Origin of the sequence: Enterobacter cloacae complex sp. 677-3DZ2D5B, assembly GCF_004136695.1 — a bacterium.
Classification (GTDB): domain Bacteria; phylum Pseudomonadota; class Gammaproteobacteria; order Enterobacterales; family Enterobacteriaceae; genus Enterobacter; species Enterobacter hormaechei_C.
In genome coordinates this window covers 556,618-578,916 of sequence record NZ_QFLS01000001.1, presented here as the reverse complement: position 1 = coordinate 578,916, position 22,299 = coordinate 556,618, and the positions used below count along the sequence as shown (strand labels likewise).

The 22,299-nt window shown below is 54.7% G+C and carries 24 protein-coding genes; 2 read left to right on the top strand and 22 right to left on the bottom strand.

Translation table 11 applies throughout. The features are described 5' to 3' along the window. Window positions 1-165 precede the first annotated feature (165 nt). The 7 genes from DD597_RS02870 to hinT all read right to left on the bottom strand — a co-directional run bounded on the left by DD597_RS02870 (window position 166) and on the right by hinT (window position 5,516). A complete protein-coding gene (locus DD597_RS02870; RefSeq protein ID WP_022650789.1) occupies window positions 166-1,470 on the bottom strand; it encodes an NAD(P)/FAD-dependent oxidoreductase in 1,305 nt (434 codons plus the stop codon). Window positions 1,471-1,706: 236 nt separating this feature from the next. Then, window positions 1,707-2,249: an alpha/beta hydrolase YcfP gene (gene ycfP, locus DD597_RS02865; protein ID WP_032658040.1), complete on the bottom strand. Its 543-nt coding sequence runs from the start codon at window positions 2,247-2,249 to the stop codon at window positions 1,707-1,709. Between the two features lie 31 nt (window positions 2,250-2,280). Next, entirely contained in the window at window positions 2,281-3,306 is a 1,026-nt protein-coding gene (gene nagZ / locus DD597_RS02860) for a beta-N-acetylhexosaminidase (RefSeq protein ID WP_003857934.1), read from the bottom strand. 11 nt (window positions 3,307-3,317) lie between these two features. Continuing rightward, window positions 3,318-4,142, bottom strand: coding sequence for a thiamine kinase (gene thiK / locus DD597_RS02855; RefSeq protein WP_129255938.1), 825 nt, complete (start codon window positions 4,140-4,142; stop codon window positions 3,318-3,320). Beyond that, window positions 4,123-4,767 carry a penicillin-binding protein activator LpoB gene (gene lpoB / locus DD597_RS02850; RefSeq protein WP_085929697.1) on the bottom strand — a complete coding sequence of 215 codons (645 nt, stop codon included), beginning with the start codon at window positions 4,765-4,767 and terminating at the stop codon, window positions 4,123-4,125. Before lpoB ends, thiK begins: the two co-directional genes overlap by 20 nt. Window positions 4,768-4,780: 13 nt before the next feature. Continuing rightward, window positions 4,781-5,155 (bottom strand): YcfL family protein, encoded by a 375-nt coding sequence (locus DD597_RS02845; protein ID WP_003857939.1) that lies wholly within the window; start codon window positions 5,153-5,155, stop codon window positions 4,781-4,783. Window position 5,156: 1 nt separating this feature from the next. Next, window positions 5,157-5,516 carry a purine nucleoside phosphoramidase gene (hinT, locus tag DD597_RS02840; RefSeq protein ID WP_006809243.1) on the bottom strand — a complete coding sequence of 120 codons (360 nt, stop codon included), beginning with the start codon at window positions 5,514-5,516 and terminating at the stop codon, window positions 5,157-5,159. Window positions 5,517-5,869: 353 nt separating this feature from the next. On the opposite strand from hinT, the gene fhuE reads away from it, so the two are divergent. Further along, complete coding sequence (gene fhuE / locus DD597_RS02835; protein ID WP_032634489.1) at window positions 5,870-8,059, top strand: ferric-rhodotorulic acid/ferric-coprogen receptor FhuE; 2,190 nt, start codon at window positions 5,870-5,872, stop codon at window positions 8,057-8,059. A 141-nt stretch (window positions 8,060-8,200) separates the two neighbouring features. On the opposite strand, the gene ptsG is transcribed toward fhuE, so the two are convergent. The 14 genes from ptsG to yceD all read right to left on the bottom strand — a co-directional run bounded on the left by ptsG (window position 8,201) and on the right by yceD (window position 20,527). Beyond that, entirely contained in the window at window positions 8,201-9,634 is a 1,434-nt protein-coding gene (ptsG, locus tag DD597_RS02830; protein ID WP_003857942.1) for a PTS glucose transporter subunit IIBC, read from the bottom strand. A 297-nt stretch (window positions 9,635-9,931) separates the two neighbouring features. Continuing rightward, the gene (locus tag DD597_RS02825) at window positions 9,932-10,726 is read right to left on the bottom strand and encodes a metal-dependent hydrolase (RefSeq protein WP_129255937.1); all 795 of its coding nucleotides are present in this window, start codon (window positions 10,724-10,726) and stop codon (window positions 9,932-9,934) included. A gap of 10 nt (window positions 10,727-10,736) precedes the next feature. Beyond that, on the bottom strand, window positions 10,737-11,741 hold the full coding sequence (gene holB, locus DD597_RS02820) for a DNA polymerase III subunit delta' (RefSeq protein ID WP_129255936.1): 1,005 nt from the start codon (window positions 11,739-11,741) through the stop codon (window positions 10,737-10,739). Further along, window positions 11,738-12,379 carry a dTMP kinase gene (gene tmk, locus DD597_RS02815; protein WP_003857946.1) on the bottom strand — a complete coding sequence of 214 codons (642 nt, stop codon included), beginning with the start codon at window positions 12,377-12,379 and terminating at the stop codon, window positions 11,738-11,740. The genes holB and tmk overlap by 4 nt, the downstream gene beginning before the upstream one ends. Next, complete coding sequence (gene yceG, locus DD597_RS02810) at window positions 12,369-13,391, bottom strand: cell division protein YceG (RefSeq protein WP_129255935.1); 1,023 nt, start codon at window positions 13,389-13,391, stop codon at window positions 12,369-12,371. The genes tmk and yceG overlap by 11 nt, the downstream gene beginning before the upstream one ends. A gap of 2 nt (window positions 13,392-13,393) precedes the next feature. Beyond that, window positions 13,394-14,203, bottom strand: a complete 810-nt coding sequence (pabC, locus tag DD597_RS02805) for an aminodeoxychorismate lyase (RefSeq protein ID WP_023315813.1) — start codon at window positions 14,201-14,203, stop codon at window positions 13,394-13,396. A 120-nt stretch (window positions 14,204-14,323) separates the two neighbouring features. After that, complete coding sequence (fabF, locus tag DD597_RS02800; protein WP_003857950.1) at window positions 14,324-15,565, bottom strand: beta-ketoacyl-ACP synthase II; 1,242 nt, start codon at window positions 15,563-15,565, stop codon at window positions 14,324-14,326. A 91-nt stretch (window positions 15,566-15,656) separates the two neighbouring features. Further along, entirely contained in the window at window positions 15,657-15,893 is a 237-nt protein-coding gene (gene acpP, locus DD597_RS02795) for an acyl carrier protein (RefSeq protein ID WP_003857954.1), read from the bottom strand. A gap of 154 nt (window positions 15,894-16,047) precedes the next feature. Then, entirely contained in the window at window positions 16,048-16,782 is a 735-nt protein-coding gene (fabG, locus tag DD597_RS02790; RefSeq protein WP_003857956.1) for a 3-oxoacyl-ACP reductase FabG, read from the bottom strand. A gap of 12 nt (window positions 16,783-16,794) precedes the next feature. Then, window positions 16,795-17,724 carry an ACP S-malonyltransferase gene (gene fabD, locus DD597_RS02785; RefSeq protein WP_045345714.1) on the bottom strand — a complete coding sequence of 310 codons (930 nt, stop codon included), beginning with the start codon at window positions 17,722-17,724 and terminating at the stop codon, window positions 16,795-16,797. Between the two features lie 15 nt (window positions 17,725-17,739). Beyond that, window positions 17,740-18,693: a beta-ketoacyl-ACP synthase III gene (locus DD597_RS02780; protein WP_129255934.1), complete on the bottom strand. Its 954-nt coding sequence runs from the start codon at window positions 18,691-18,693 to the stop codon at window positions 17,740-17,742. Between the two features lie 6 nt (window positions 18,694-18,699). After that, complete coding sequence (plsX, locus tag DD597_RS02775) at window positions 18,700-19,734, bottom strand: phosphate acyltransferase PlsX (protein ID WP_219822829.1); 1,035 nt, start codon at window positions 19,732-19,734, stop codon at window positions 18,700-18,702. Window positions 19,735-19,815: 81 nt separating this feature from the next. Next, complete coding sequence (gene rpmF, locus DD597_RS02770) at window positions 19,816-19,989, bottom strand: 50S ribosomal protein L32 (RefSeq protein ID WP_003857964.1); 174 nt, start codon at window positions 19,987-19,989, stop codon at window positions 19,816-19,818. A 16-nt stretch (window positions 19,990-20,005) separates the two neighbouring features. Continuing rightward, window positions 20,006-20,527, bottom strand: coding sequence for a 23S rRNA accumulation protein YceD (yceD, locus tag DD597_RS02765; protein WP_003857966.1), 522 nt, complete (start codon window positions 20,525-20,527; stop codon window positions 20,006-20,008). Between the two features lie 140 nt (window positions 20,528-20,667). Here yceD and DD597_RS02760 point away from each other — a divergent pair, with 140 nt between their 5' ends. Continuing rightward, a complete protein-coding gene (locus tag DD597_RS02760) occupies window positions 20,668-21,252 on the top strand; it encodes a nucleoside triphosphate pyrophosphatase (RefSeq protein WP_032628189.1) in 585 nt (194 codons plus the stop codon). A gap of 95 nt (window positions 21,253-21,347) precedes the next feature. Here DD597_RS02760 and rluC read toward each other — a convergent pair whose 3' ends face one another. Continuing rightward, window positions 21,348-22,295, bottom strand: a complete 948-nt coding sequence (gene rluC, locus DD597_RS02755; protein ID WP_003857970.1) for a 23S rRNA pseudouridine(955/2504/2580) synthase RluC — start codon at window positions 22,293-22,295, stop codon at window positions 21,348-21,350. Between the last annotated feature and the right edge of the window lie 4 nt (window positions 22,296-22,299).

Sequence of the window (22,299 nt, the reverse complement as noted above, 5' to 3'; positions counted from 1 at the left end):
GCAATTTTGCAGCGCAATAAACGCTTCGCCAATAAGATAAAGGATCAAAATCAGGGTTGTTGGCCGGGACAACGTGGGTTTAAGAGAACTCTTAAGCGTCAGGAGGGAAATGCACAGCATGATGTGCTAAGAATTCCCTCCGGAGGGTCCGGAGGGAGAGAGAAATTAGTGCAGCTTCAGGCGTGGACGGATCACGCGGTTGATGCGGCCAACCAGCATCATCAGGCCGGTTTTGAAGTAGCCGTGCAGCGCAATCTGGTGCATACGGTACAGAGAAATGTACACGAAGCGGGCGATGCGCCCTTCCACCATCATGGAGCCGCGCATCAGGTTACCCATCAGGCTGCCCACGGTGGAGAAGTTTGAGAGCGACACCAGAGAGCCGTGGTCTTTGTAGACATAGGCTTTCATCGGTTTGCCTTTTATCTGCGCCAGGATGTTATGCAGCACGAGGCTTGCCATCTGGTGCGCAGCCTGAGCGCGAGGCGGTACAAATCCGCCTTCCGGACGTGCGCAGGAGGCACAGTCGCCGATGGCGAAGATGTCCGGATCGCGCGTGGTTTGCAGCGTCGGCTCTGTCACCAGCTGGTTAATGCGGTTTGTCTCCAGCCCACCGATATCTTTCATGAAATCAGGCGCTTTGATCCCCGCAGCCCAGACCATCAGGTCGGCCTGGATGTACTCGCCGTCTTTGGTATGCAGGCCGCCCTCATCCGCGCTCGTCACCATGGTCTGGGTCAGCACGCGCACGCCCAGTTTAGTCAGCTCGTTGTGCGCCGCGCCGGAAATACGCGGCGGAAGCGCAGGCAGAATGCGTTCACCTGCTTCCACCAGCGTCACATTCAGCGCTTCGTTAGTCAGCCCTTTGTAGCCGTAGCTGTGCAGCTGTTTGACCGCATTGTGCAACTCCGCCGATAATTCAACGCCCGTTGCGCCGCCGCCCACGATAGCAATGTTGACCTTGCCGTTAGCACCCATGTTGTTGGTGTACTTCAGGAACAGGTTAAGCATCTCCTGATGGAAACGACGCGCCTGATGCGGGTTATCCAGGAAGATGCAGTGCTCTTTTACGCCTGGGGTGTTGAAATCATTGGAGGTACTGCCCAGGGCCATCACCAGCGTGTCATAGGCCAGCTTGCGCTCAGGAACCAGCAACTCGCCTTTATCATCACGCAGCTCAGCCAGCGTGATGGTTTTGTTTTCACGATTGATATCCACCACCGAACCCAGCTGGAACTGGAAGTGGTGGTTACGCGCATGCGCCAGATAGCTGAGCGCATCCACGCCCTCATCCAGCGACCCGGTCGCCACTTCGTGCAGTAACGGCTTCCACAGATGGCTGTGGTTACGATCCACCAGCGTGATTTTGGCTTTCTTACCGCGACCCAGTTTCTTACCCAGCTGCGTCGCCAGCTCCAGTCCGCCAGCACCACCGCCGACAATCACTATCTTTTTCAATGGCGTAGTCAACGTGACCCCCTCAAATTATTAACCAATTGTTAATTAAAAGTTATATAAATAACCCTTAATTAACAACAGGTTACTGCACTGAAACCATTCAGATTCATTGAGAATAGCACGTCAGGCGCATTGGTCATACCAAAATTGATATGTATCAAGTTTTGATGGTTTAAAAGTAGACAACTCTGACAAAAAAGAGGCCCGGTACGCTTTCACGTACCGAGCCTTTATCAGGTTCAGGGAGATCAGCCCAGCGTTTTAAAGGCTTTAATACGCTGCAAGTGCGGGGAAATGTGTTTGAACTTGTGGGTCTGCTCTTCGTCCCAGACAATTTCGTAGTAATGGTGCAGAAGCTCGGCGGCGCGGGAGCTGTTCAGCGCTTCATCGTTGCGGGAGAGGATCACCAGACACCGATCGCGGTTCTTTTCACGGAAATTGCTCACGCATTTGGTTGCGATGTCGGCGTACTCCTCCGGGCGATCGATTTTGCCTTCCATGTTTTCGTTCGGAAACAGGTTAGGATTAAAAATGACCTGACGGATATCGCACAAAAAACCGATGCGCTCTGCCCAGTATCCTCCTAACCCCACGCCGCAGATCAGCGGGCGATCGTCGATATTGAGCTGCAACATTTTATCCACTTCTTTAAGCAGATGCTGCATGTCATGCTTCGGATGACGTGTGCTGTAACTGATCAGCCGGACATCCGGATCGATAAACTGCAATTGCAGCACTTTCTCATGATTACCAGGACTGTTTGAGTCAAAACCGTGTAAATAGATGATCATCGTCTCACCACGCTACGCCTTCCGGGATGAATTAAAGGGCTGCTTTATGTGCCTGCCAGCGCTCGTTCAGGGCTTCAAGCCGGGCGTTTACCGTTTTCCAGCGCGCCGAGTCCATCAGCTCCTGACGACTAAATGAACCTTTATGATACAATTGTGTAACACGTTCAGCATTGATCGGCGACAGGTTATCCAGCACGCTCACCGCCCCTTTACGATTATTGCAGACGAGGATCATATCGCAACCCGCATCCAGCGAAGCCTGCCCACGTTCGGCATAGCTACCCATAATCGCCGCCCCTTCCATGGATAAATCGTCAGAGAAAATTACGCCATTGAAGCCTAACTCCTGACGCAGCACGGTTTTAAGCCAGTGTGGAGAGCCGCTGGCCGGACGCGGATCGACCTCACTGTAGATGACGTGCGCAGGCATGATGGCATCCAGCTTGTTATCAGCGATCAACGAGCGGAAAACCGACATATCTTTAGCGCGAATGTCTGCTTCCGGGCGCGGATCGCGCGGGGTTTCTTTATGGGAATCCGCCGTCACCGCCCCGTGGCCCGGGAAATGTTTGCCGGTGGTTTTCATGCCCGCAGCATGCATACCGTCAATAAAGCGCGTCGCCATTGCCAGCGCAATACGCGGATCGTCATGATACGAACGCTCACCAATTGCCGCGCTAATGTGTCCTACGTCCAGCACCGGGGCGAAGCTGATGTCGATATCCATGGCGATCATCTCGCTGGCCATCAGCCAGCCGGCATCCTGCGCCAGTTGACCGCCCTCTTCGATCCCCAGCAGCGCAGCAAAAGATTGCGCGGCGGGTAAACGGGTAAACCCTTCGCGGAAACGCTGCACACGCCCACCTTCCTGGTCTACGGCCACCACCAGGTGATTGCGCGACGCCGCACGGATCTGGCGAACCAGCTCACGCAACTGCTCCGGATCATGATAATTGCGGGTGAAAAGAATCAGCCCCCCTACCAGCGGATGTGCCAGAATTTCGCGCTCTTCCGCATCCAGCTCAAACCCTTCGACATCCAACATTACTGGACCCACACCAACCTCTCTTATCCTTTCGTTTGTAACTGACGCCAGGCATCATTTGCCAGCGCAATAAATTGTTTGTCACCTGTCTGCTGAAGGCGCATTTCAAACCATCCCGCCATCAGCATCAACACCCACGGACGCCAGCGCGCGACCTGCCGCGCAAGGGTGAGCGAATTGATGTTGGCGTTTCGGGCATAGGCGGTTATCAGCTGCTCGCGCGACGCCTCATCAGGCATCCAGACCGCAGCAAGTTCGAGCGCCACGTCACCGTCTCCGGCATATTCCCAGTCGATAAGTTTCTCGCCTGCCGTGGTATGAACGATATTCCCCGCGTGGACATCCATATGCAGCGGCGCCAGACGTAACGCCTGCGGCTCTCCCGCTTTACGCAACCGCTTAAGCTGCGCCAGCCAGTAGGGCGTGCGTCGTCCAGGCGCAGCCTGCTGCCAGTAGTGATCCAGCAAAGGAAGTAACGTTACCCGCCAGCCCAGACGCGGCTGGCGATGCAGATGATACAGCATGGCTGTCAGCGCAGGCGTATCGGGAAGCTCGCTTTTGATCTCACCCGCAATAAACGCCACCGCCATCCAGTCTCTGATAAAGAGATGAGGTTGTGGCGCAAGGTCGGCGGGCAGGCGCTTCAGGGCGCGGAACTGGCGACGAAAATGGGAGGCAGGCGCGGCGGCATCGTGATGCTGACGTAAAACCAGCCGATGGTCGCCATGCTCAATAATGCAACTCGCGCCGCCAAGCCCGGCGGGGGCTTGCGGCGCGATAACATGGTATTGAGGGAAATAACGCGTCAGGACATCATGACGCGTGCGCTTATTGTTGCGTAACGGCACCTTTACCTGACCAGATAATTTCGCCGGTCTGAACCAGCATTAACTGCATCTGCAACGACGGCGTGTTCACGTTGCCTGTCGCGTTAGAATAAAGGACATACTGCGCGCCAACGTTGCGGGCAATACCAATCGCTTTACTGCGCGAACCCAGGCTGTCCTGAGGCGACAGACCAAGCTGCTGCTTGGCGACCGCGAGCTGCTGAGCAGAGACCAGCGTAAATTTACCGTTGTTTGCCAGCGCGTTGCGCAGGGTTTCCGTCGCTTCTCCCGCATTCAGGGAACCGTTTGTACGGTTGTTCACGCTGTCCACCAGCAGCACGCTGCCGGGCGTAACACCCTGTGCCTGCAACATTTTGCCCACCATCGGCTGCATTGCGCCATTCCAGTCATAGTGGCGTACTCGCGGCGCAGGCTGTGCGGTGTCGTCCGGATGTTCGATCGGGCCAGGCTGCGCCGGAATGGTCGGTACAGACGGCACGGTTGGAACAGGCTGCGCTGGCGTTGTTGGCTGTTCCGTTCCCGGCTTCGCCTGATCCACCGGTGCAGGTTCTTCCGTTCGCGTCACACAACCCGCCAGAAAGAGTGCAAAGGCACTCAGGAGCGCATAACGGCTCATTGTTTTAATCAAGGTTCACTCCTTACAAATAAAGATAAAGTCTCACCTTATGTGCACCCAGATAGCTGGCGCTGCCGTAGAGCGTGACCGACGATCTTGCCGGGATGGTCACGCTGCGCGGCGCCTCAAGCGGGTGCATCTCAAGACCTCTCACGTCATACCAGTAGAAGCGATAATGCACCGTCACTGGCTCTTGCCTTTCGTTATAGAGCGTAGAAGAGGCTGAAGACTGGATTTCGCTTATGGTCAGCGAAGGCTTCTCCGCCGTGATGCCCGCAGCAAGCACTGAGGACTCCATCACCAGCGTCTGTTCTTCACTGACCGGGATGGCGGGACGCGCGCTGCACCCAACCATTACCAGCGTCACGATCAGCGCTGCAATACGCCCAGTTAACATATTAAAGACCTTTATGTGCCAGCATCGGTCCCAGTGGACGTCCACCCAGCAGATGCATATGAATATGATAGACTTCCTGGCCGCCATGGCGATTACAGTTCATGATCAAACGGTATCCGTCTTCAGCAATCCCTTCCTGCTCAGCGATTTTTGCGGCCACCGTCAGCATACGGCCCAGCGCCACTTCATGCTCGGTTTTAACGTCATTAACGGTCGGGATCAGAATATTGGGAATAATAAGGATGTGCGTCGGCGCCTGGGGAGAAATGTCGCGGAAAGCCGTGACCAGTTCATCCTGATAGACAATATCCGACGGAATTTCGCGGCGGATAATTTTACTGAAAATCGTTTCTTCAGCCATGACCTTTTCCTTTTAAGTTTAATCTGGCGTCGTGCGTCCGTTGTTAACACACATTGTCTGATTTACTGCGTGACACAAGACAAGAGTATGAGCGAGTTTCTCCTGTCCTTTCAACCTTCTCCCGTGATTTCTTTCCTGATCGTCCCCCATCTGGCTGAAGAGGCATCGCTTTAGGACATTTCTTTTCTGAAACCTTATTTCAGTTCATCCCGAAACATCTGTTTACAGCGTTAATCACAATGCGTATATTTCGCATTTGCATTTTCATGCGCATTTTTAACATAGAAAACGACGTCAGCCCGTGCTAGCGGGACTGTCGCGAAATACCTTCACCATTCACTAAGGGTTTGATGATGTCTTTCATTAATCACACCAGGGATGGGCAACGTCAGCCTGCCGCAACACCTTCGTTGCTGGCCGCCTGCATTGCTATGGCATTGACGCCAACCGCCGCTTTCGCTGCTTCAACCACCGAAGATACCGTTGTCGTTGACGGGGGTTTTGACAACACACAGGATCTTTCTGCCAGCCAGGATCAGGATTACAGCGTAAAAACCACCACCACCGGCACCAAACTGTTGTTGGTTCCCCGCGACATCCCACAGTCCGTCAGCGTTATCAGCCAGCAACGTATGGCTGACCAGAATCTGCAATCCATCGGACAGGTGCTGACGAACACCACGGGCATTACGGCCCAGGTGCAGGACAGCGACCGTACCGTGTTTTACTCACGAGGCTTTTTCGTCAGCAACTACGCCTATGACGACTTGCCAACCTCCATCAGTGAAGTGTGGAACTTTGGTGATACCGCCGCCGATACCGCGATTTATGACCGCATTGAAGTGGTTCGCGGCGCCACCGGCCTGATGTCCGGCACGGGGAACCCGGCGGCGTACGTTAATATGGTGCGTAAGCACGCGGACAGCCCGGAATTTAAAGGTAACGTCTCCGCCAGCTACGGCAGCTGGGACAAGCAGCGCTACGTGCTGGATCTCCAGGCGCCGCTGGTAGAGTCAGGTAAGGTACGGGGTCGTCTGATCACCGGTTATCAGGACAACGACAGCTTCGTGGATAACTACCACTACCGGAAGAAATTCCTCTACGGCGTGATGGACGCGGATGTCACCGACAGCACGACTCTCTCGGTAGGGTATGAGTATCAGGAAAGCCATACCGCCGACCCAACCTGGGGCGGACTGCCGACCTGGTACAGCGACGGAAGTACGACCCACTACAATCGCAGCCAGACCGTTGCGCCTGACTGGGCTTATTCAGATAAAGACAGCACCCGCATCTTCGCTAATCTGACTCAGCGTTTCGATAATGGCTGGGAAGCGCACATCAACGGTATGCACGCTGAAACCAACTTTGACTCTAAGCTGATGTATATGTCCGGCTATCCGGATAAAGAGACTGGTGCGGGTCTGGTGGGTTATGGCGGCTGGAACCGTGGAGAACGTAAACAGGATGCGGTTGACGCCTTCCTGCGCGGCGGCTTCGATCTCTTTGGCCGTCAGCACGAAATGATGTTCGGCGGCAGCTTCAGCCGTCAGCGTAACCATTACGACAACTCCATGCCGGATGCGGTATACGGCATGGTGGATGTCGGCAACTTTAAGAACTGGAACGGGAACATCGCCGATCCGCAGTGGACGCCGTGGAAACTCTACAGCAAGGATGATATTCGCCAGTCTTCAGCCTATTCTTCGGCTCGTTTCTCGCTGGCCGATCCGCTGCACCTGATCCTGGGCGCGCGCTACACCCAATACAATATTCGTTATAACCCGGCAGGATCGCCGAATACCCGTCTGGAAAGCACCAAAGATGATGTCACGCCGTACGCTGGCCTGGTGTATGACATCAATGAGGACTGGTCGACCTACGTCAGCTATACCTCTATCTTCCAGCCGCAGGATAAGCGCGATGCCAACGGACGTTATCTCGACCCTACCACGGGCAAAAGCTACGAAGCCGGGGTGAAGGCAGACTGGTTTAATACCCGCCTCACCACCTCACTGGCGATTTTCCGCATTGAGCAGGATAACGTCGCCAGCAATACCTACACCTACATGCCGAGCGGTGAGTCGATCTATGAATCGCTGGACGGGGTGGTCAGCAAAGGGGTCGAGTTCGAGCTTAACGGTGCCCTGACCGATAACTGGCAGCTGACCTTCGGCGCGACGCGTTACATCGCAGAAGATAAGAATGGCAACGCCGTCAGCTCCGATCAGCCGCGCACAACCATGAAGCTCTTCACCCGCTATCAGTTGCCAATGCTGCCGGAACTGACCGTGGGCGGTGGCGTAAACTGGCAGAACAAAGTGTGGACGGACGTGGAAGGCGGCCCGGCAGGACGTTCCCGCGCGGAGCAAGGCAGCTATGGGCTGGTGAACCTGTTCAGCCGTTATCAGGTCACCAAAGATTTTGCGGTACAGGCTAACGTCAACAACCTGTTCGACAAAGAGTATTACGACTACGTCGGATCGTATGCGGTGTATGGCGCGCCGCTGAACGTCTCGGTGAGCGCGAGCTACGATTTCTGAGTGACAGAAGCCCGGTGGCGCTGCGCTTACCGGGCCTACCCATCACATAGGCCAGGTAAGGCGCAGCCGCCACCCGGCACCACAAGCCGCAATAATAAAAAAGGCAGCCATTCGGCTGCCTTAGTCTCCCCAGGTCACAGCTTAGTTGTTGCGGATGTACTCATCCATTTCAGTTTTCAGGTTATCGGATTTAGTACCGAAGATTGCCTGAACACCAGAACCTGCAACAACGACGCCCGCTGCGCCCAGTTTTTTCAGACCCGGCTGGTCTACTTTCGCAACGTCGGCAACGCTCACACGCAGACGAGTGATACACGCGTCCAGGTTAGTGATGTTCTCTTTACCGCCGAAAGCAGCTACCAGAGCAGGCGCCATTTCGCTGGTCGCACCGGCTTTGCTGTCTTCCGTTGCATCTTCACGACCCGGCGTTTTCAGGTCCAGTGCTTTGATCAGCACGCGGAAGACGGTGTAGTACACCACTGCGTAGCCTGCACCCACGATTGGGAACAGCCACAGCTTGCTGCTGTTACCGGACAGAACGATGAAGTCGATCAGACCGTGAGAGAAGGACGTACCGTCACGCATACCCAGCAGGATACAGATTGGGAATGCCAGACCTGCCAGTACCGCGTGGATGATGTACAGGATCGGCGCAACGAACATGAAGGAGAACTCGATCGGCTCGGTGATACCGGTCAGGAACGAGGTCAGCGCTGCGGAGATCATGATACCGCCCACTTTTGCACGGTTCTCTGGTTTAGCAGAGTGCCAAATCGCAATTGCGGCAGCTGGCAGACCGTACATTTTGAACAGGAAGCCACCAGACAGTTTACCTGCCGTTGGGTCACCCGCCATGTAGCGTGGGATGTCGCCGTGGAACACCTGGCCTGCTGCGTTGGTGTATTCACCAATCTGCATCTGGAATGGAACGTTCCAGATGTGATGCAGACCAAATGGTACCAGGCAGCGCTCAATGAAGCCGTAGATACCGAACGCCACAACCGGGTTCTGGTAAGCCGCCCACTGAGAGAAGGTCTGGATTGCCGTACCGATTGGTGGCCAGATGAAGGACAGGACAACACCGGTGAAAATCGCGGCCAGACCAGAAATGATCGGCACAAAACGTTTACCCGCGAAGAAGCCCAGATACTCAGGCAGCTTGATGCGATAGAAGCGGTTAAACATGTACGCTGCAATCGCACCGGAGATGATACCACCGAGAACACCGGTGTCTGCCAGGTGCTTAGCGGCAATCTCTTCAGCAGGTAAATGCAGGACCAGCGGCGCAACCACAGCCATGGTTTTCACCATGATGCCGTAAGCAACAACGGACGCCAGAGCGGATACACCGTCGTTATTGGTGAAGCCCAGAGCAACACCGATAGCGAAGATCAGCGGCATGTTAGCAAAAACAGAACCGCCTGCTTCGGCCATCACGTGGGAAACTACGGCTGGCAGCCAGCTGAAGTTTGCAGAACCGACACCCAGCAGGATACCTGCGATAGGCAGTACGGATACTGGCAGCATCAGCGATTTACCGACCTTTTGCAGGTTAGCAAATGCATTCTTAAACATAATTGAGAGTGCTCCTGAGTATTTGTGCTTTTTTTACGTTTTCACGCATTGGCCCGGGGGGAGTACCGCGCCGTGGACAGGACATCTAAGCGCCCTTTATTTATTACACAGAGTAAAATAATTCCCTCTGAGTTTGTTTGACGGCTATCACGTTTCAGTTCAAGACGGCCAAAAAACTTGCAGATATTTACATAAAGCATGTCTGGATGTGTCTAAAAACGCCATCACCGCCCCAAATGAGGCGGTGAACTTTACTCGTTTTACTTATTAATTACGAGCCTAAAAATAACAGGTGTATCAGACAGATTGCAGGCGGGCGGGGTCGATATGGAACAGGCTGGCGAAGTTTTTCGTTGTCACGCGAGCCAGTTCTTCGATACTGACACCTTTCAGAACGGCCATATACTCAGCGACATCCCGGGTCATCGCTGGCTGATTCTCTTTGCCGCGATGAGGCACCGGCGCCAGGTACGGGGAATCGGTTTCCACCAGAATACGCTCCAGCGGAACATAGCGCGCCGCATCACGCAGTTGCTCAGCATTGCGGAACGTGACAATCCCCGAGAATGAAATATAAAAGCCTAAATCAAGCAGCTTACCCGCCGTTTCTCTGTCTTCTGTGAAACAGTGTAGTACGCCACCGCAATCCGTCACCTTTTCTTCCCGCAGGATCGCCAGCGTGTCGGCGCGCGCATCGCGGGTATGAACGATAACCGGCTTATTCAGCTCACGGCCAATACGGATGTGGTTGCGGAAGGATTCCTGCTGGCGAGGTTTTGTTTCGGGGGTGTAGAAATAGTCCAGACCGGTCTCGCCCATCGCCACTACGCCCTCTTCTGCGGCAAGACGGCGTAAATCCTCAACGTCGTAAGCTTCATCCTGATTCAGCGGATGCACGCCGCAGGAGAAGACGACATTATCGCGCTCGCCTACCAGTTCACGCATGGAGCGGTAACCCGGCAGCGTGGTCGCCACGGCCAGGCAAAATTTCACATCGCGCGCGGCGGCTTTCGCCAGCACGTCGTCCACATTTTTATGCAGGGATTGATAATCCAGGCCATCGAGATGGCAGTGTGAGTCGACTAAAAACATAATGTCTCTCTCAGAGGTGGGAAACCGGCGGTATGACACCCGGTTGCAGGTAGTGTTCGATACGCAGTAACTGGTCGGTCAGTAAAAGCTCGCGATTGAGACCGGTTACCGTCAAAAGTTGTTCACGACTCTGGCAGATATCATGAAGGATAGCGTGCAGCGACTGCCCTGACAGGCGATTCGCCAGTGTGGTGACCAACGCCCACACGTCAGGGTTAGTCAGAAGCGTAGCCCCCTGCTGGATTTTGAGCGCATCCAGCAGCAGTGCGGCCAGCCAGTGCAGCCGTTCCGGAGCCTGATCGCTGTTCAGCGCTGGCAGCATGCTCAGCCAGTCATGGCTGTCGAGGGCTGATTCAACCGCACGACACAGCGTTTCACGCTGGGACCACACCTCCGGCTGCAATAAGGCCAGCGCAGCCGCAGGCGCACCGCTGCACAGGCGCAACGCCGAGCGCGCCGCGTCTTGTGACACCGTCACTTCTCGCTCAAGCCAGGCGAGCGACCAGGATTCCTGAGGGACAGCGAGGTGGTGAAGACGGCAGCGACTGCGCAGCGTCGCCAGCAAGCGTTCCGGCTCGCGGCAGGAGAGGAAAAACCAGGTGTTCTCTGGCGGCTCTTCCAGGGTTTTTAACAGGGCGTTGGCTGCGGCTTCCGTGAGCAGCGCGGCGTCTTTCAGCCACACTACTTTCGCCCCGCCCAGACGCGCATATTCGTACAGTTTCTCACTGACCTCACGCACCGCGTCGATACCGAGCGTATTTTTGCCTTTCTCGGGTTCGAGGGTGTAATAGTCAGGATGCGTGCCCGCCTGCATGAGCTGGCAACCCCGGCACTTACCGCAGCTTTTATGTCCTTCCGGCTGTTGGCACATCAGAAAGCGGGTGATGGCGTAAATCAACGCATCATCACCCATTCCCGGAAGCGCCTGGATCAGTAACGCATGATGCCCCCGACCAACCTGAAAGCTGCCGATCAGCTGTTCAAAGTGTGGGCGCAACCATGGATACCATTTCATGCCTGCTGCTCCTGTAGCCACTGCGTAACAGTCTGCTGAATATCACGCGTAACGTCTTCAAGAGATTGCGTCGCATCGATGGTACGAATGGTCTTGTCCTGCCCGGCCAGTTCCAGATAACGCGCACGGGTGCGGTTAAAGAAATCAAAAGATTCCTGTTCAATGCGGTCCAGTTCGCCGCGGGCACGGGCGCGCTTCAGGCCCACCTCAGGGGTCACGTCCAGATACAGCGTCAGGTCAGGACGGAAATCGCCCAGAACCGCGTCGCGAAGCGTAGCCAGCATGGTCTGGTCGATACCCCGGCCACCGCCCTGATATGCCTGGGTTGAGAGATCGTGGCGATCGCCAATCACCCATTTCCCTTCTGCCAGAGCGGGTTTGATCACCGTCTCCACCAGCTGAACGCGCGCCGCATAGAACATCAGCACTTCCGCTTTGTCGGTAATAACTTCATCGCCAACGGATTTGATATCCAGAACCAGGCTGCGCAGTTTTTCCGCCAGCTGCGTACCGCCCGGCTCGCGGGTGAAGACCATGTCGGCAACGCCAAGCGACGTAAGCGTATCCACCACCACGTTACGGGCAGTTGTTTTGCCCGCCCCTTCGAGTCCCTCAATGACAATGTATTTACTGCGCATTTTTTTCCTTAAGTGCCTTCAGATAGTCCTGAACGGAGCGATTGTGGCTGGCCAGGTTGGTATTGAACGTGTGCCCCCCTTTTCCGTCAGCCACAAAATAGAGATACGGCGTTTTGGCCGGGTGCGCGGCGGCCTTCAACGATGCTTCACTCGGCGTCGCAATCGGTCCAGGCGGCAGGCCGCTAATCACGTAGGTATTATACGCCGTTGGCGTCTCCAGATCTTTTCTGGAAATCCTGCCGTTGTAGTTTTCGCCCATGCCGTAGATGACGGTAGGATCGGTTTGCAAACGCATGCCGATGCGCAGACGGTTAATAAACACCGAGGCAACCTGGTCACGTTCGGCAGCAACGGCCGTCTCTTTCTCGATGATCGAGGCCATCGTCATGAACTGGTTTTGATCTTTATAAGGCAGGCCTTCTGCTCGCCCTTCCCAGGCAGCGTCTACCGCCGCGACCATTTTGTTGTGCGCGCGCTTCAGAATGGCCACATCCGTCGTGCCTGCCGTATACATCCACGTATCGGGCCAGAACCAGCCTTCCACCCACTCGGGATGTTCGAATTTTAAGGCGTCTGCCACGGTCTGGTAGCGGTCATCTTTCAGCGTATGCTTGATGTACGGCGCGTCACGCAGCTGCCTGAGGTAATCGCTCAGACGCATACCTTCCACGAAACGCAGCGGGAATTGGGCTTCTTTACCACTTTCCAGCAGTTGCAGCATTTCGCGCACGGTCATGTCAGGGGTAAAGCGATAGGTACCGGCCTTGAAATGGGACAGGTCCGGTTCAATACGCAGCAGCCACTGGAATACGCGTGGGCGATTGATAATTTTGTCGTCATACAGCTGCTGACCAAGCGCCTGCCGCCCGGTCCCCGCTTTCAGGGTAAAAATCGTCTCGTCTTTTATCAGGATCTGACTCTCCGCCAGCTGACGGACTTTCCACACTCCCGCTCCGCCAGCGATACCTAACGCAACGATCAGAAGGAGGACAAAGCGTAACATTTTCTTCATGACTACCTGGTTTGCTCACATAACGGGGCCAGTAACTGGAACAGCTCGCGGGATGACCAGCATTTGCGGCCATAAGCGCGAACGGGGACAACGGGCATCAGCGCATTGCAGATAACGACTTCATCGGCAGCCAACAGCGCCTCTTCCTTAGCGTTGACTTCGACAACGCGAAAGCCTGCGCGTGCCAGCTGGTGCATACAAAACTGCCGCATAATGCCGTTGACGCCGGCCTGCTCCAGCGAAGGCGTGAACACGTCACTGCCCTTCCGCCAGAGTAAATTAGCCGCACAGCATTCCGTAATGTACCCTTCGCTGTCAAGAACCAGCGCCTCCCCGGCCTCCGTCTGCTCAAGATGAGTACGAATTAGCACCTGTTCAAGGCGGTTGAGGTGTTTTATGCCAGCGAGCATCGGGTTTCTTCCCAGACGTACCGGACTTAGCGCCAGGGCTACGCCCTCTTCACGCCAGTGCGCATAATGGGAAGGATAATCTGAAACGGAAAGGATCCGCGTAGGATGCAGACAGGCAGAACCGCTATAGCCCCGGCCACCGCTCCCGCGGCTGATAATGACTTTCAGGACGCCGCTTGCTTTTTCTGACGCCAGCCGACGCATCTCACTTTCAAGAATGTCCCACTGCGAGAAGGGGATCAGTAATGTTTCGCAGGCTTTTTGTAAACGAAGGATATGGGCCCCGAGCAGGCACACGTCACCGTCGAGAATACGCGCAGTCGTGAAACAGCCATCGCCAAACTGGGTCGCCCTGTCGCTTGCCGGCAGTGTGTCTTGCTCAAGGCCATTAATCAAAAACATAGTGGCTCCTTATGCGTGGAGGCTCAGTCTGGCAGGATGTGAACAGCCGGACAAGGGGATTTCGCCTAATAAAAAAGGCCCGGCAAGCGGACCTTTTTTATCGTCAGCGACCAACCAGACTCAGACCTTTTTGAAGATCAGAGAACCGTTAGTCCCACCGAAGCCGAAGGAGTTACACAGGGTATACTCCATACCGCTAACCTGGCGCGCTTCGTGAGGAACGAAGTCCAGATCGCAACCTTCATCCGGGTTATCCAGGTTGATGGTTGGTGGTACAGCCTGATCGCGCAGCGCGAGAATAGAGTAGATTGACTCTACTGCCCCCGCAGCGCCCAGCAGGTGACCGGTCATGGATTTCGTGGAGCTCACCAGCACACGGCTGGCAGATTCGCCGAAGATAGACTTAACAGCCTGCGCTTCTGCTTTATCGCCCGCAGGGGTAGACGTCCCATGCGCGTTAACGTAGCCAATCTGTGCCGGCGTAATGCCCGCATCACGGATGGCGTTTTCCATCGCCAGCGCAGCACCTGCGCCATTCTCTGGAGGAGACGTCATGTGATAAGCATCGCTGCTCATGCCAAAGCCAACAACTTCAGCATAAATTTTCGCGCCACGTTTTTTCGCGTGTTCGTACTCTTCCAGTACGATCATGCCTGCACCGTCACCCAGCACGAAACCATCACGGTCTTTATCCCACGGACGGCTCGCCGCCTGAGGATTATCGTTTCGGGTAGAGAGCGCACGCGCTGCACCGAAACCACCGACGCCCAGTGGGGTACTGGCTTTTTCAGCGCCGCCCGCAACCATAGCATCTGCATCGCCGTACGCAATGATACGCGCGGCCTGGCCGATGTTATGCACGCCAGACGTACAGGCTGTCGCGATTGAGATGCTTGGGCCACGCAGGCCGAACATAATGGTCAGGTGACCTGCCACCATGTTGACAATCGTAGACGGAACGAAGAACGGGCTGATTTTACGCGGGCCGCCATTCATCAGAGATGTATGGTTTTCTTCAATCAGACCAAGACCGCCAATCCCGGAGCCGATAGCGGCGCCGATACGGGTCGCGTTCTCTTCCGTAATCTCAAGGCCAGAATCCTGCATGGCCTGAACGCCAGCGACAATTCCATATTGAATGAAGGCATCCATCTTGCGCTGTTCTTTGCGCGAGATGATCTCTTCACAGTTAAAATCCTTTACTAAGCCAGCAAATTTCGTTGCATAGGCGCTAGTATCGAAATGGTCGATTAGGCTGATGCCGCTCTGACCGGCAAGGAGAGCTTTCCAGGTGGACTCTACGGTATTGCCGACAGGAGACAACATGCCAAGTCCGGTCACAACTACACGACGCTTAGACACGCTTGTCCTCCAGGGAGGGATAAAAAAAGAGATTCGTGGGACAACAAAAGATAAAACTCAGGCGGTCGAATGACCGCCTGGAGATGTTCACTTACGCCTGGTGACCGTTGATGTAATCAATGGCAGCCTGAACGGTGGTGATTTTCTCAGCTTCTTCGTCCGGAATCTCAGTATCAAACTCTTCTTCCAGAGCCATTACCAGCTCAACGGTGTCAAGAGAATCTGCGCCCAGGTCTTCAACAAAGGAAGCGGAGTTCACAACTTCTTCCTGCTTAACGCCCAGCTGTTCGCCGATAATTTTCTTAACGCGTTCTTCGATAGTGCTCATACTCTTAAATTTCCTATCAAAACTCGCTTTCGCGATGGTTTTCGTAGTGTATAAAATGTTGAAAAATTTGCAACTAAATCCCGGCAGGTCTTACCACGATTTTACGTTATTTTGAGGCCATTTGCCCAAATAACGCAAATATTTTCGATCGTGATTAAACCATGTACATCCCGCCGTTGACGTGGAGGGTTTCACCAGTGATGTAACCCGCTTCGTCAGAGGCTAAAAATGCAACCGCGCTGGCGATTTCTTTAGGGTCGCCAAGACGACCCGCTGGAACTGCCGCCAGCGTACCCGCACGCTGCTCATCAGTTAGCGCACGCGTCATGTCCGTTTCAATAAAGCCCGGAGCAACAACGTTTACAGTAATTCCGCGGGACGCGACTTCACGCGCCAGCGACTTACTGAAACCGATCAGACCTGCTTTCGCCGCAGCGTAGTTAGCCTGACCAGCATTTCCCATGGTACCAACCACAGAACCTACAGTGATAATACGACCATGACGCTTTTTCATCATAGCGCGCATTACCGCTTTTGACAGACGGAATACAGATGACAGGTTGGTTTCGATAATATCGTTCCACTCGTCGTCTTTCATTCGCATCAGCAGGTTGTCGCGAGTGATCCCGGCATTATTGACCAGAATATCCACTTCGCCAAACTCTGCGCGAATATTTTCCAGAACAGATTCGATAGATGCTGGTTCAGTCACATTCAGTACCAGACCTTTACCGTTCGCACCCAGATAGTCGCTGATGGCCTGTGCGCCATTCTCGCTGGTCGCAGTCCCGATCACCGTTGCGCCGCGCGCAACCAGTGTTTCAGCAATAGCGCGCCCAATACCGCGGCTTGCGCCGGTCACCAGGGCAATTTTTCCTTCAAAACTCATGGTATTCCTCTTTTATTGCGAGAGTGCCGCTTTCATGGCTTCCGGCTCGTTAATCGCCGAGGCAGTCAGGGTATCTACAATACGTTTTGTCAGACCGGTAAGTACTTTACCTGGACCGACTTCATACAGATGTTCCACGCCCTGAGACGCCATAAATTCAACAGTTTTAGTCCACTGAACCGGGCTGTAGAGCTGGCGAACCAGCGCGTTACGGATAGCCTCCGGCGCGGTTTCGCACTTCACATCGACGTTATTCACAACGGAAATCGTCGGTGCGTTAAAGGTCATTTTTTCCAGCTCAACCGCGAGCTTATCGGCTGCGGGCTTCATCAGCGCGCAGTGAGACGGCACGCTCACCGGCAGGGGCAGTGCACGTTTTGCGCCCGCAGCTTTACAGGCAGCGCCTGCACGCTCAACCGCTTCTTTATGACCCGCGATTACCACCTGGCCTGGCGAGTTAAAGTTTACCGGAGAAACGACCTGACCTTCAGCAGATTCTTCACAGGCTTTAGCGATAGAATCATCATCCAGACCAATGATGGCAGACATGCCGCCCGTGCCTTCTGGCACCGCTTCCTGCATGAATTTACCACGCAATTCAACCAGGCGTACCGCGTCAGCGAAGGCAATCACGCCAGCGCAGACCAGCGCAGAGTATTCACCGAGGCTATGACCCGCCATCAGAGTCGGCGCTTTGCCGTCCTGCTGCTGCCATACGCGCCACAATGCGACGGATGCCGCCAGCAGTGCCGGTTGAGTCTGCCAGGTTTTGTTCAGTTCTTCAGCGGGGCCCTGTTGGGTCAGCGCCCACAGATCATAACCCAGCGCGTCAGAAGCTTCACGGAAAGTCTCTTCAATAACCGGATAGTTTGCTGCCATTTCAGACAACATCCCAACAGTTTGCGAGCCCTGTCCCGGGAACACAAAAGCAAATTGCGTCATTTTTTAATCCTTATCCTAGAAACGAACCAGCGCGGAACCCCAGGTGAACCCGCCACCAAAGGCTTCAAGCAAGACCAGTTGGCCCCGTTTAATTCGTCCATCGCGTACCGCTTCGTCAAATGCGCACGGTACCGATGCCGCAGAGGTGTTGCCGTGGCGATCGAGCGTCACCACAACGTTATCCATAGACATGCCCAGCTTCTTCGCCGTCGCGCTGATAATACGCAGGTTAGCCTGATGCGGTACCAGCCAGTCGAGTGCGGCACGGTCCAGATTGTTCGCTTCTAGCGTCTCATCAACGATGTGAGCCAGTTCAGTCACGGCCACTTTAAACACTTCGTTACCTGCCATTGTCAGGTAAATTGAACTGTCCGGATTAACGCGATCGGCGTTAGGCAGCGTTAACAGCTCGCCGTAGCGGCCATCGGCATGCAGGTGCGTGGAGATGATGCCCGGCTCTTCGGACTGCCCCAGCAGCACCGCGCCCGCGCCATCGCCAAAAATAATGATCGTTCCGCGATCGGTTGGATCGCAGGTACGCGCCAGCACGTCAGCGCCGATCACCAGCGCATATTTTACGGCGCTCGATTTTACATACTGATCGGCGATGCTCAGTGCATAGGTGAAACCCGCGCATGCTGCTGCAACATCAAATGCCGGGCAGCCTTTGATGCCGAGCATGTTCTGCACCTGGCACGCTGCGCTTGGGAAGGCATGCGTGGCAGAGGTGGTCGCCACCACAATAAGCCCGATCTGTTCTTTATCAATGCCAGCCATCTCAAGCGCTCGCTGAGCGGCTTCGTAGCCCATGGTGGACACAGTTTCGTCTGGCGCGGCGATACGACGTTCACGGATACCTGTGCGCGTGACAATCCACTCGTCAGACGTATCTACCATTTTTTCAAGATCGGCGTTGGTACGCACTTGTTTTGGCAGGTAGCTGCCGGTACCTAAAATCTTCGTATACATGTACGCTCAGTCACTTTTAGCTAATACAGATCCCAGGCGAGCGGCAATCCTCTGAGGGACTTGACGCTGCACCGCCTGCACTGCCTGTTCAATCGCGACGGTAAATGCTCGCTGATTGGCGGCGCCATGACTCTTAATCACGATGCCGCGCAATCCTAACAGACAGGCGCCATTATACTGGTCGGGGTTGAGGTGACTGAATCGCCGCGTCAGGCTTTTTTGTAACCAACGCTTTAATATAATCAGCCACCAGGACCTTTTTTTACCGTCTCCCTGCGATTTCAGCAGAGAAAGGAACATTCGTACGACCCCTTCCATGGTCTTCAACGTCACGTTTCCGGTGAAGCCATCACACACTAATACATCCGTTTTGCCCGTCAGCAACTCATTGGCTTCGAGATAACCAATATAGTTGATGGAGGGGACCTGTTTGAGTATTTCCGCAGCGTCGCGGATACTGTCCAGACCTTTGGTCTCTTCTTCACCAATATTCAATAACGCAACGCGGGGATTGTTAATCCCGAGCACGTCTTCTGCCAGCACCGACCCCATAACGGCAAACTGAGCCAGCATTGTACTATCACAATCCACGTTAGCGCCCAGATCCAGCACCACCGTTTTGCCCTTCTGCTGATGCGGTAACACCGTCACCAGCGCCGGACGCTCAAGGCCCTCAATCGGCTTGAGCAATAATTTCGACAGCCCCATCAGCGCGCCAGTATTTCCCGCGCTGACGCAAGCCTGTGCTCGCCCTTCTTTCACCAGCTCCAGCGCCATTCGCATAGAGCTGCCGCGGCTATTACGAATAGCCTGCGATGGCCGGGCATCACTGGCAATAACTGACTGCGCAGGAATAATCTGCAGACGCGAACGTTGTTCAAAGTCAGCTTTTGCAAGTAATGGCGTGATTGTGTCGGGATTACCGACTAAAAGAAGTGTGAGTTGCGAATTAGAATTCAGTGCCTGCAATGCTGCAGGCACTGTCACGGTAGGGCCAAAATCTCCCCCCATGACATCTAACGCCAGGGTTAGACGTGTCAAGGTATCGTCGCAGCCTGGTTCGGTAAACTCCCCGTTTGCACGGGGAAGTTCCTCACTAAGCCTAATCACGCTGACGCGTGATTACTTAGTGATAACCTTGCGGCCGCGGTAGAAACCGTCAGCGGTGATGTGGTGACGCAGGTGTTTCTCACCAGAAGTCTTGTCTACAGACAGGCTGGTAACTGCGGTCAGCGCGTCATGGGAACGACGCATGCCACGTTTGGAACGGGTTGGTTTATTCTGTTGTACGGCCATGGACCTTACTCCTCAATTACTTACGCTTTAAGCTGGCTAATACGGCAAATGGGTTTGGTTTTTGCGCTTCATCAGGCAGTTCCCCAAAGACCATGTCCGCCTCGGACACTTCACAGTGTTCAGAATCATGCACCGGAACGACTGGCAGGGAGAGGATGACTTCATCTTCAACCAGCGCCAGAAGATCGATTTCACCGAATTCGTTAACCTCAATCGGCTCATACGCTTCCGGGAGTGCTTCAGCCTGTTCGTCAGAACGAACCGGACTAAAACAATACGTTGTGTGAACATGCTGTACAAACGGTTTCCCGCAACGCTGACATTCGAGCGTTACCGTCACCTTTGCATCACCGGTTAACACGGCGAGACGCTGGTTGTCGATAGCGAACGACATGGAGCATTCTACATCACTGTCCACACTGACTACAGATTCGGCAATACGCTCAGCCTGATCGGAAGAATAGATTCCTTCGTAATCGAGGCGTTTTTGAGCCGTACGAACCGGATCAAGAGTCAGGGGTAATTTTACCTTTTGCATAGGGCGCGCATATTAACTTTGTAACGTCATAGAGTCAAAGAAAAAGGCAACCAGAGCTGCCTTTTGCCAATTATTCGCACACATTGCGGCCTGTAGTTTAAAATGGCTGGCATCGATACGCTATATCTGGTGATAAAAATATGCCAAATCTCGTCCTTGCTTCCACTTCTCCTTATCGCCGAATGCTGCTGGAAAAGCTCGGGATCCCGTTTGAATGCGCTGCGCCGGAGGTGGATGAAACGCCACAGCCGGGCGAGTCACCGCGTCATCTGGTGACCCGTCTCGCGAAAGAGAAAGCACAGTCGCTGGCCGTACGTTACCCCGCTCATCTGATTATAGGCTCCGATCAGGTTTGTGTGCTGGACGGCGAAATCACCGGCAAACCGTATACGGAAGAAATCGCCTGCCAGCAGCTTTTGCGTGCGAGAGGCAGTATCGTGACCTTTTATACCGGCCTGGCGCTTTATAATTCTGCTTCCGGTCATCTGCAAACCGAGTGCGAGCCGTTTGATGTGCACTTCCGTCATCTTAGCGAACAGGAGATTATGGATTATGTGCGTCGGGAACGTCCGCTGAACTGTGCAGGGAGCTTTAAAAGTGAAGGACTAGGGATTGCGTTGTTCGACAAGCTCGATGGCCGCGATCCCAATACGCTGGTGGGGTTGCCGCTGATTGCGCTGTGCCAGATGTTAAGGCGAGAAGAGTGTAATCCGCTGACGATGTGACCGTTGCGGCCTGATGCCCCCACCCCGGCCCTCTCCCTGTGGGAGAGGGAGAAAAACATGTAGGCCGGGTAAGCGCAGCGCTACCCGGCACAAAATCAGCCGCGCAGAACTTTCAGACAGCGTTTGAGCTGCTCATCCAGCGGCGCTTCAATACGGATAACTTCACCGGTATTAGGATGGGTGAACTTCAGCGCTGCCGCATGCAGGAACAGACGCGATAGCCCCGTCCCCGCCAGCTGCTTATCAAATTCGCGATCGCCATAGCGGTCATCAAACGCAATCGGATGGCCCGCAAACTGGGTATGGACGCGAATCTGGTGAGTACGCCCCGTCACCGGACTACAGCGCACCAGCGTGGCGAATTCGTAGCGCTCTTCAACTTTAAAGCGCGTCTCAGACGGTTTCCCTTCCTGATTAACACGAACAATGCGCTCGCCGCTTTGCAGAATATTTTTCAGCAGCGGCGCCTGCACCACTTTCACGTGGGACTGCCACTGGCCGCGCACCAGCGCCAGATAATCTTTCTGCATCCCTTTTTCGCGCAGCTGTTCATGCAGTGAACGCAGCGCAGAACGTTTTTTCGCCACTAGCAGCACGCCAGAGGTATCACGGTCAAGACGGTGAACCAGTTCGAGGAAACGCGCTTCCGGGCGCAGCGCGCGTAACCCTTCAATCACGCCGAAGCTCAGGCCGCTCCCCCCGTGTACCGCCGTTCCGGACGGTTTATTCAGCACCAGAATGTGGTCGTCCTCATAAAGGATAACGTCGCTCAGGGCCGCGACTTTTTGCAGCTTCGGAGAAACGACCTCTTCTTCACGCTCTGCAACACGTACCGGTGGAATGCGGACTTCATCGCCCGCCTCGAGCTTATACTCTGGCTTCACGCGTTTTTTGTTCACCCGCACCTCGCCCTTACGCAAGATGCGATAAATCATGCTTTTTGGCACACCCTTCAGCTGGGTGCGCAAAAAATTATCGATACGTTGCCCCGCCTCGTCGTCGGCGATGGCAACCATTTTTACGGCTGGAGTCTCTGTTTTCATGGTT

Bases quoted from the DNA above. Each gene is read 5' to 3' on its own strand.
- ycfP (WP_032658040.1), bottom strand. From the start codon at position 2,249: ATGATCATCTATTTACACGGTTTTGACTCAAACAGTCCTGGTAATCAT.
- DD597_RS02845 (WP_003857939.1), bottom strand. From the start codon at position 5,155: ATGTTAACTGGGCGTATTGCAGCGCTGATCGTGACGCTGGTAATGGTT.
- hinT (WP_006809243.1), bottom strand. From the start codon at position 5,516: ATGGCTGAAGAAACGATTTTCAGTAAAATTATCCGCCGCGAAATTCCG.
- fhuE (WP_032634489.1), top strand. From the start codon at position 5,870: ATGTCTTTCATTAATCACACCAGGGATGGGCAACGTCAGCCTGCCGCA.
- ptsG (WP_003857942.1), bottom strand. From the start codon at position 9,634: ATGTTTAAGAATGCATTTGCTAACCTGCAAAAGGTCGGTAAATCGCTG.
- DD597_RS02825 (WP_129255937.1), bottom strand. From the start codon at position 10,726: ATGTTTTTAGTCGACTCACACTGCCATCTCGATGGCCTGGATTATCAA.
- holB (WP_129255936.1), bottom strand. From the start codon at position 11,741: ATGAAATGGTATCCATGGTTGCGCCCACACTTTGAACAGCTGATCGGC.
- tmk (WP_003857946.1), bottom strand. From the start codon at position 12,379: ATGCGCAGTAAATACATTGTCATTGAGGGACTCGAAGGGGCGGGCAAA.
- yceG (WP_129255935.1), bottom strand. From the start codon at position 13,391: ATGAAGAAAATGTTACGCTTTGTCCTCCTTCTGATCGTTGCGTTAGGT.
- pabC (WP_023315813.1), bottom strand. From the start codon at position 14,203: ATGTTTTTGATTAATGGCCTTGAGCAAGACACACTGCCGGCAAGCGAC.
- acpP (WP_003857954.1), bottom strand. From the start codon at position 15,893: ATGAGCACTATCGAAGAACGCGTTAAGAAAATTATCGGCGAACAGCTG.
- fabG (WP_003857956.1), bottom strand. From the start codon at position 16,782: ATGAGTTTTGAAGGAAAAATTGCCCTGGTGACCGGCGCAAGCCGCGGT.
- fabD (WP_045345714.1), bottom strand. From the start codon at position 17,724: ATGACGCAATTTGCTTTTGTGTTCCCGGGACAGGGCTCGCAAACTGTT.
- DD597_RS02780 (WP_129255934.1), bottom strand. From the start codon at position 18,693: ATGTATACGAAGATTTTAGGTACCGGCAGCTACCTGCCAAAACAAGTG.
- rpmF (WP_003857964.1), bottom strand. From the start codon at position 19,989: ATGGCCGTACAACAGAATAAACCAACCCGTTCCAAACGTGGCATGCGT.
- yceD (WP_003857966.1), bottom strand. From the start codon at position 20,527: ATGCAAAAGGTAAAATTACCCCTGACTCTTGATCCGGTTCGTACGGCT.
- DD597_RS02760 (WP_032628189.1), top strand. From the start codon at position 20,668: ATGCCAAATCTCGTCCTTGCTTCCACTTCTCCTTATCGCCGAATGCTG.
- rluC (WP_003857970.1), bottom strand. From the start codon at position 22,295: ATGAAAACAGAGACTCCAGCCGTAAAAATGGTTGCCATCGCCGACGAC.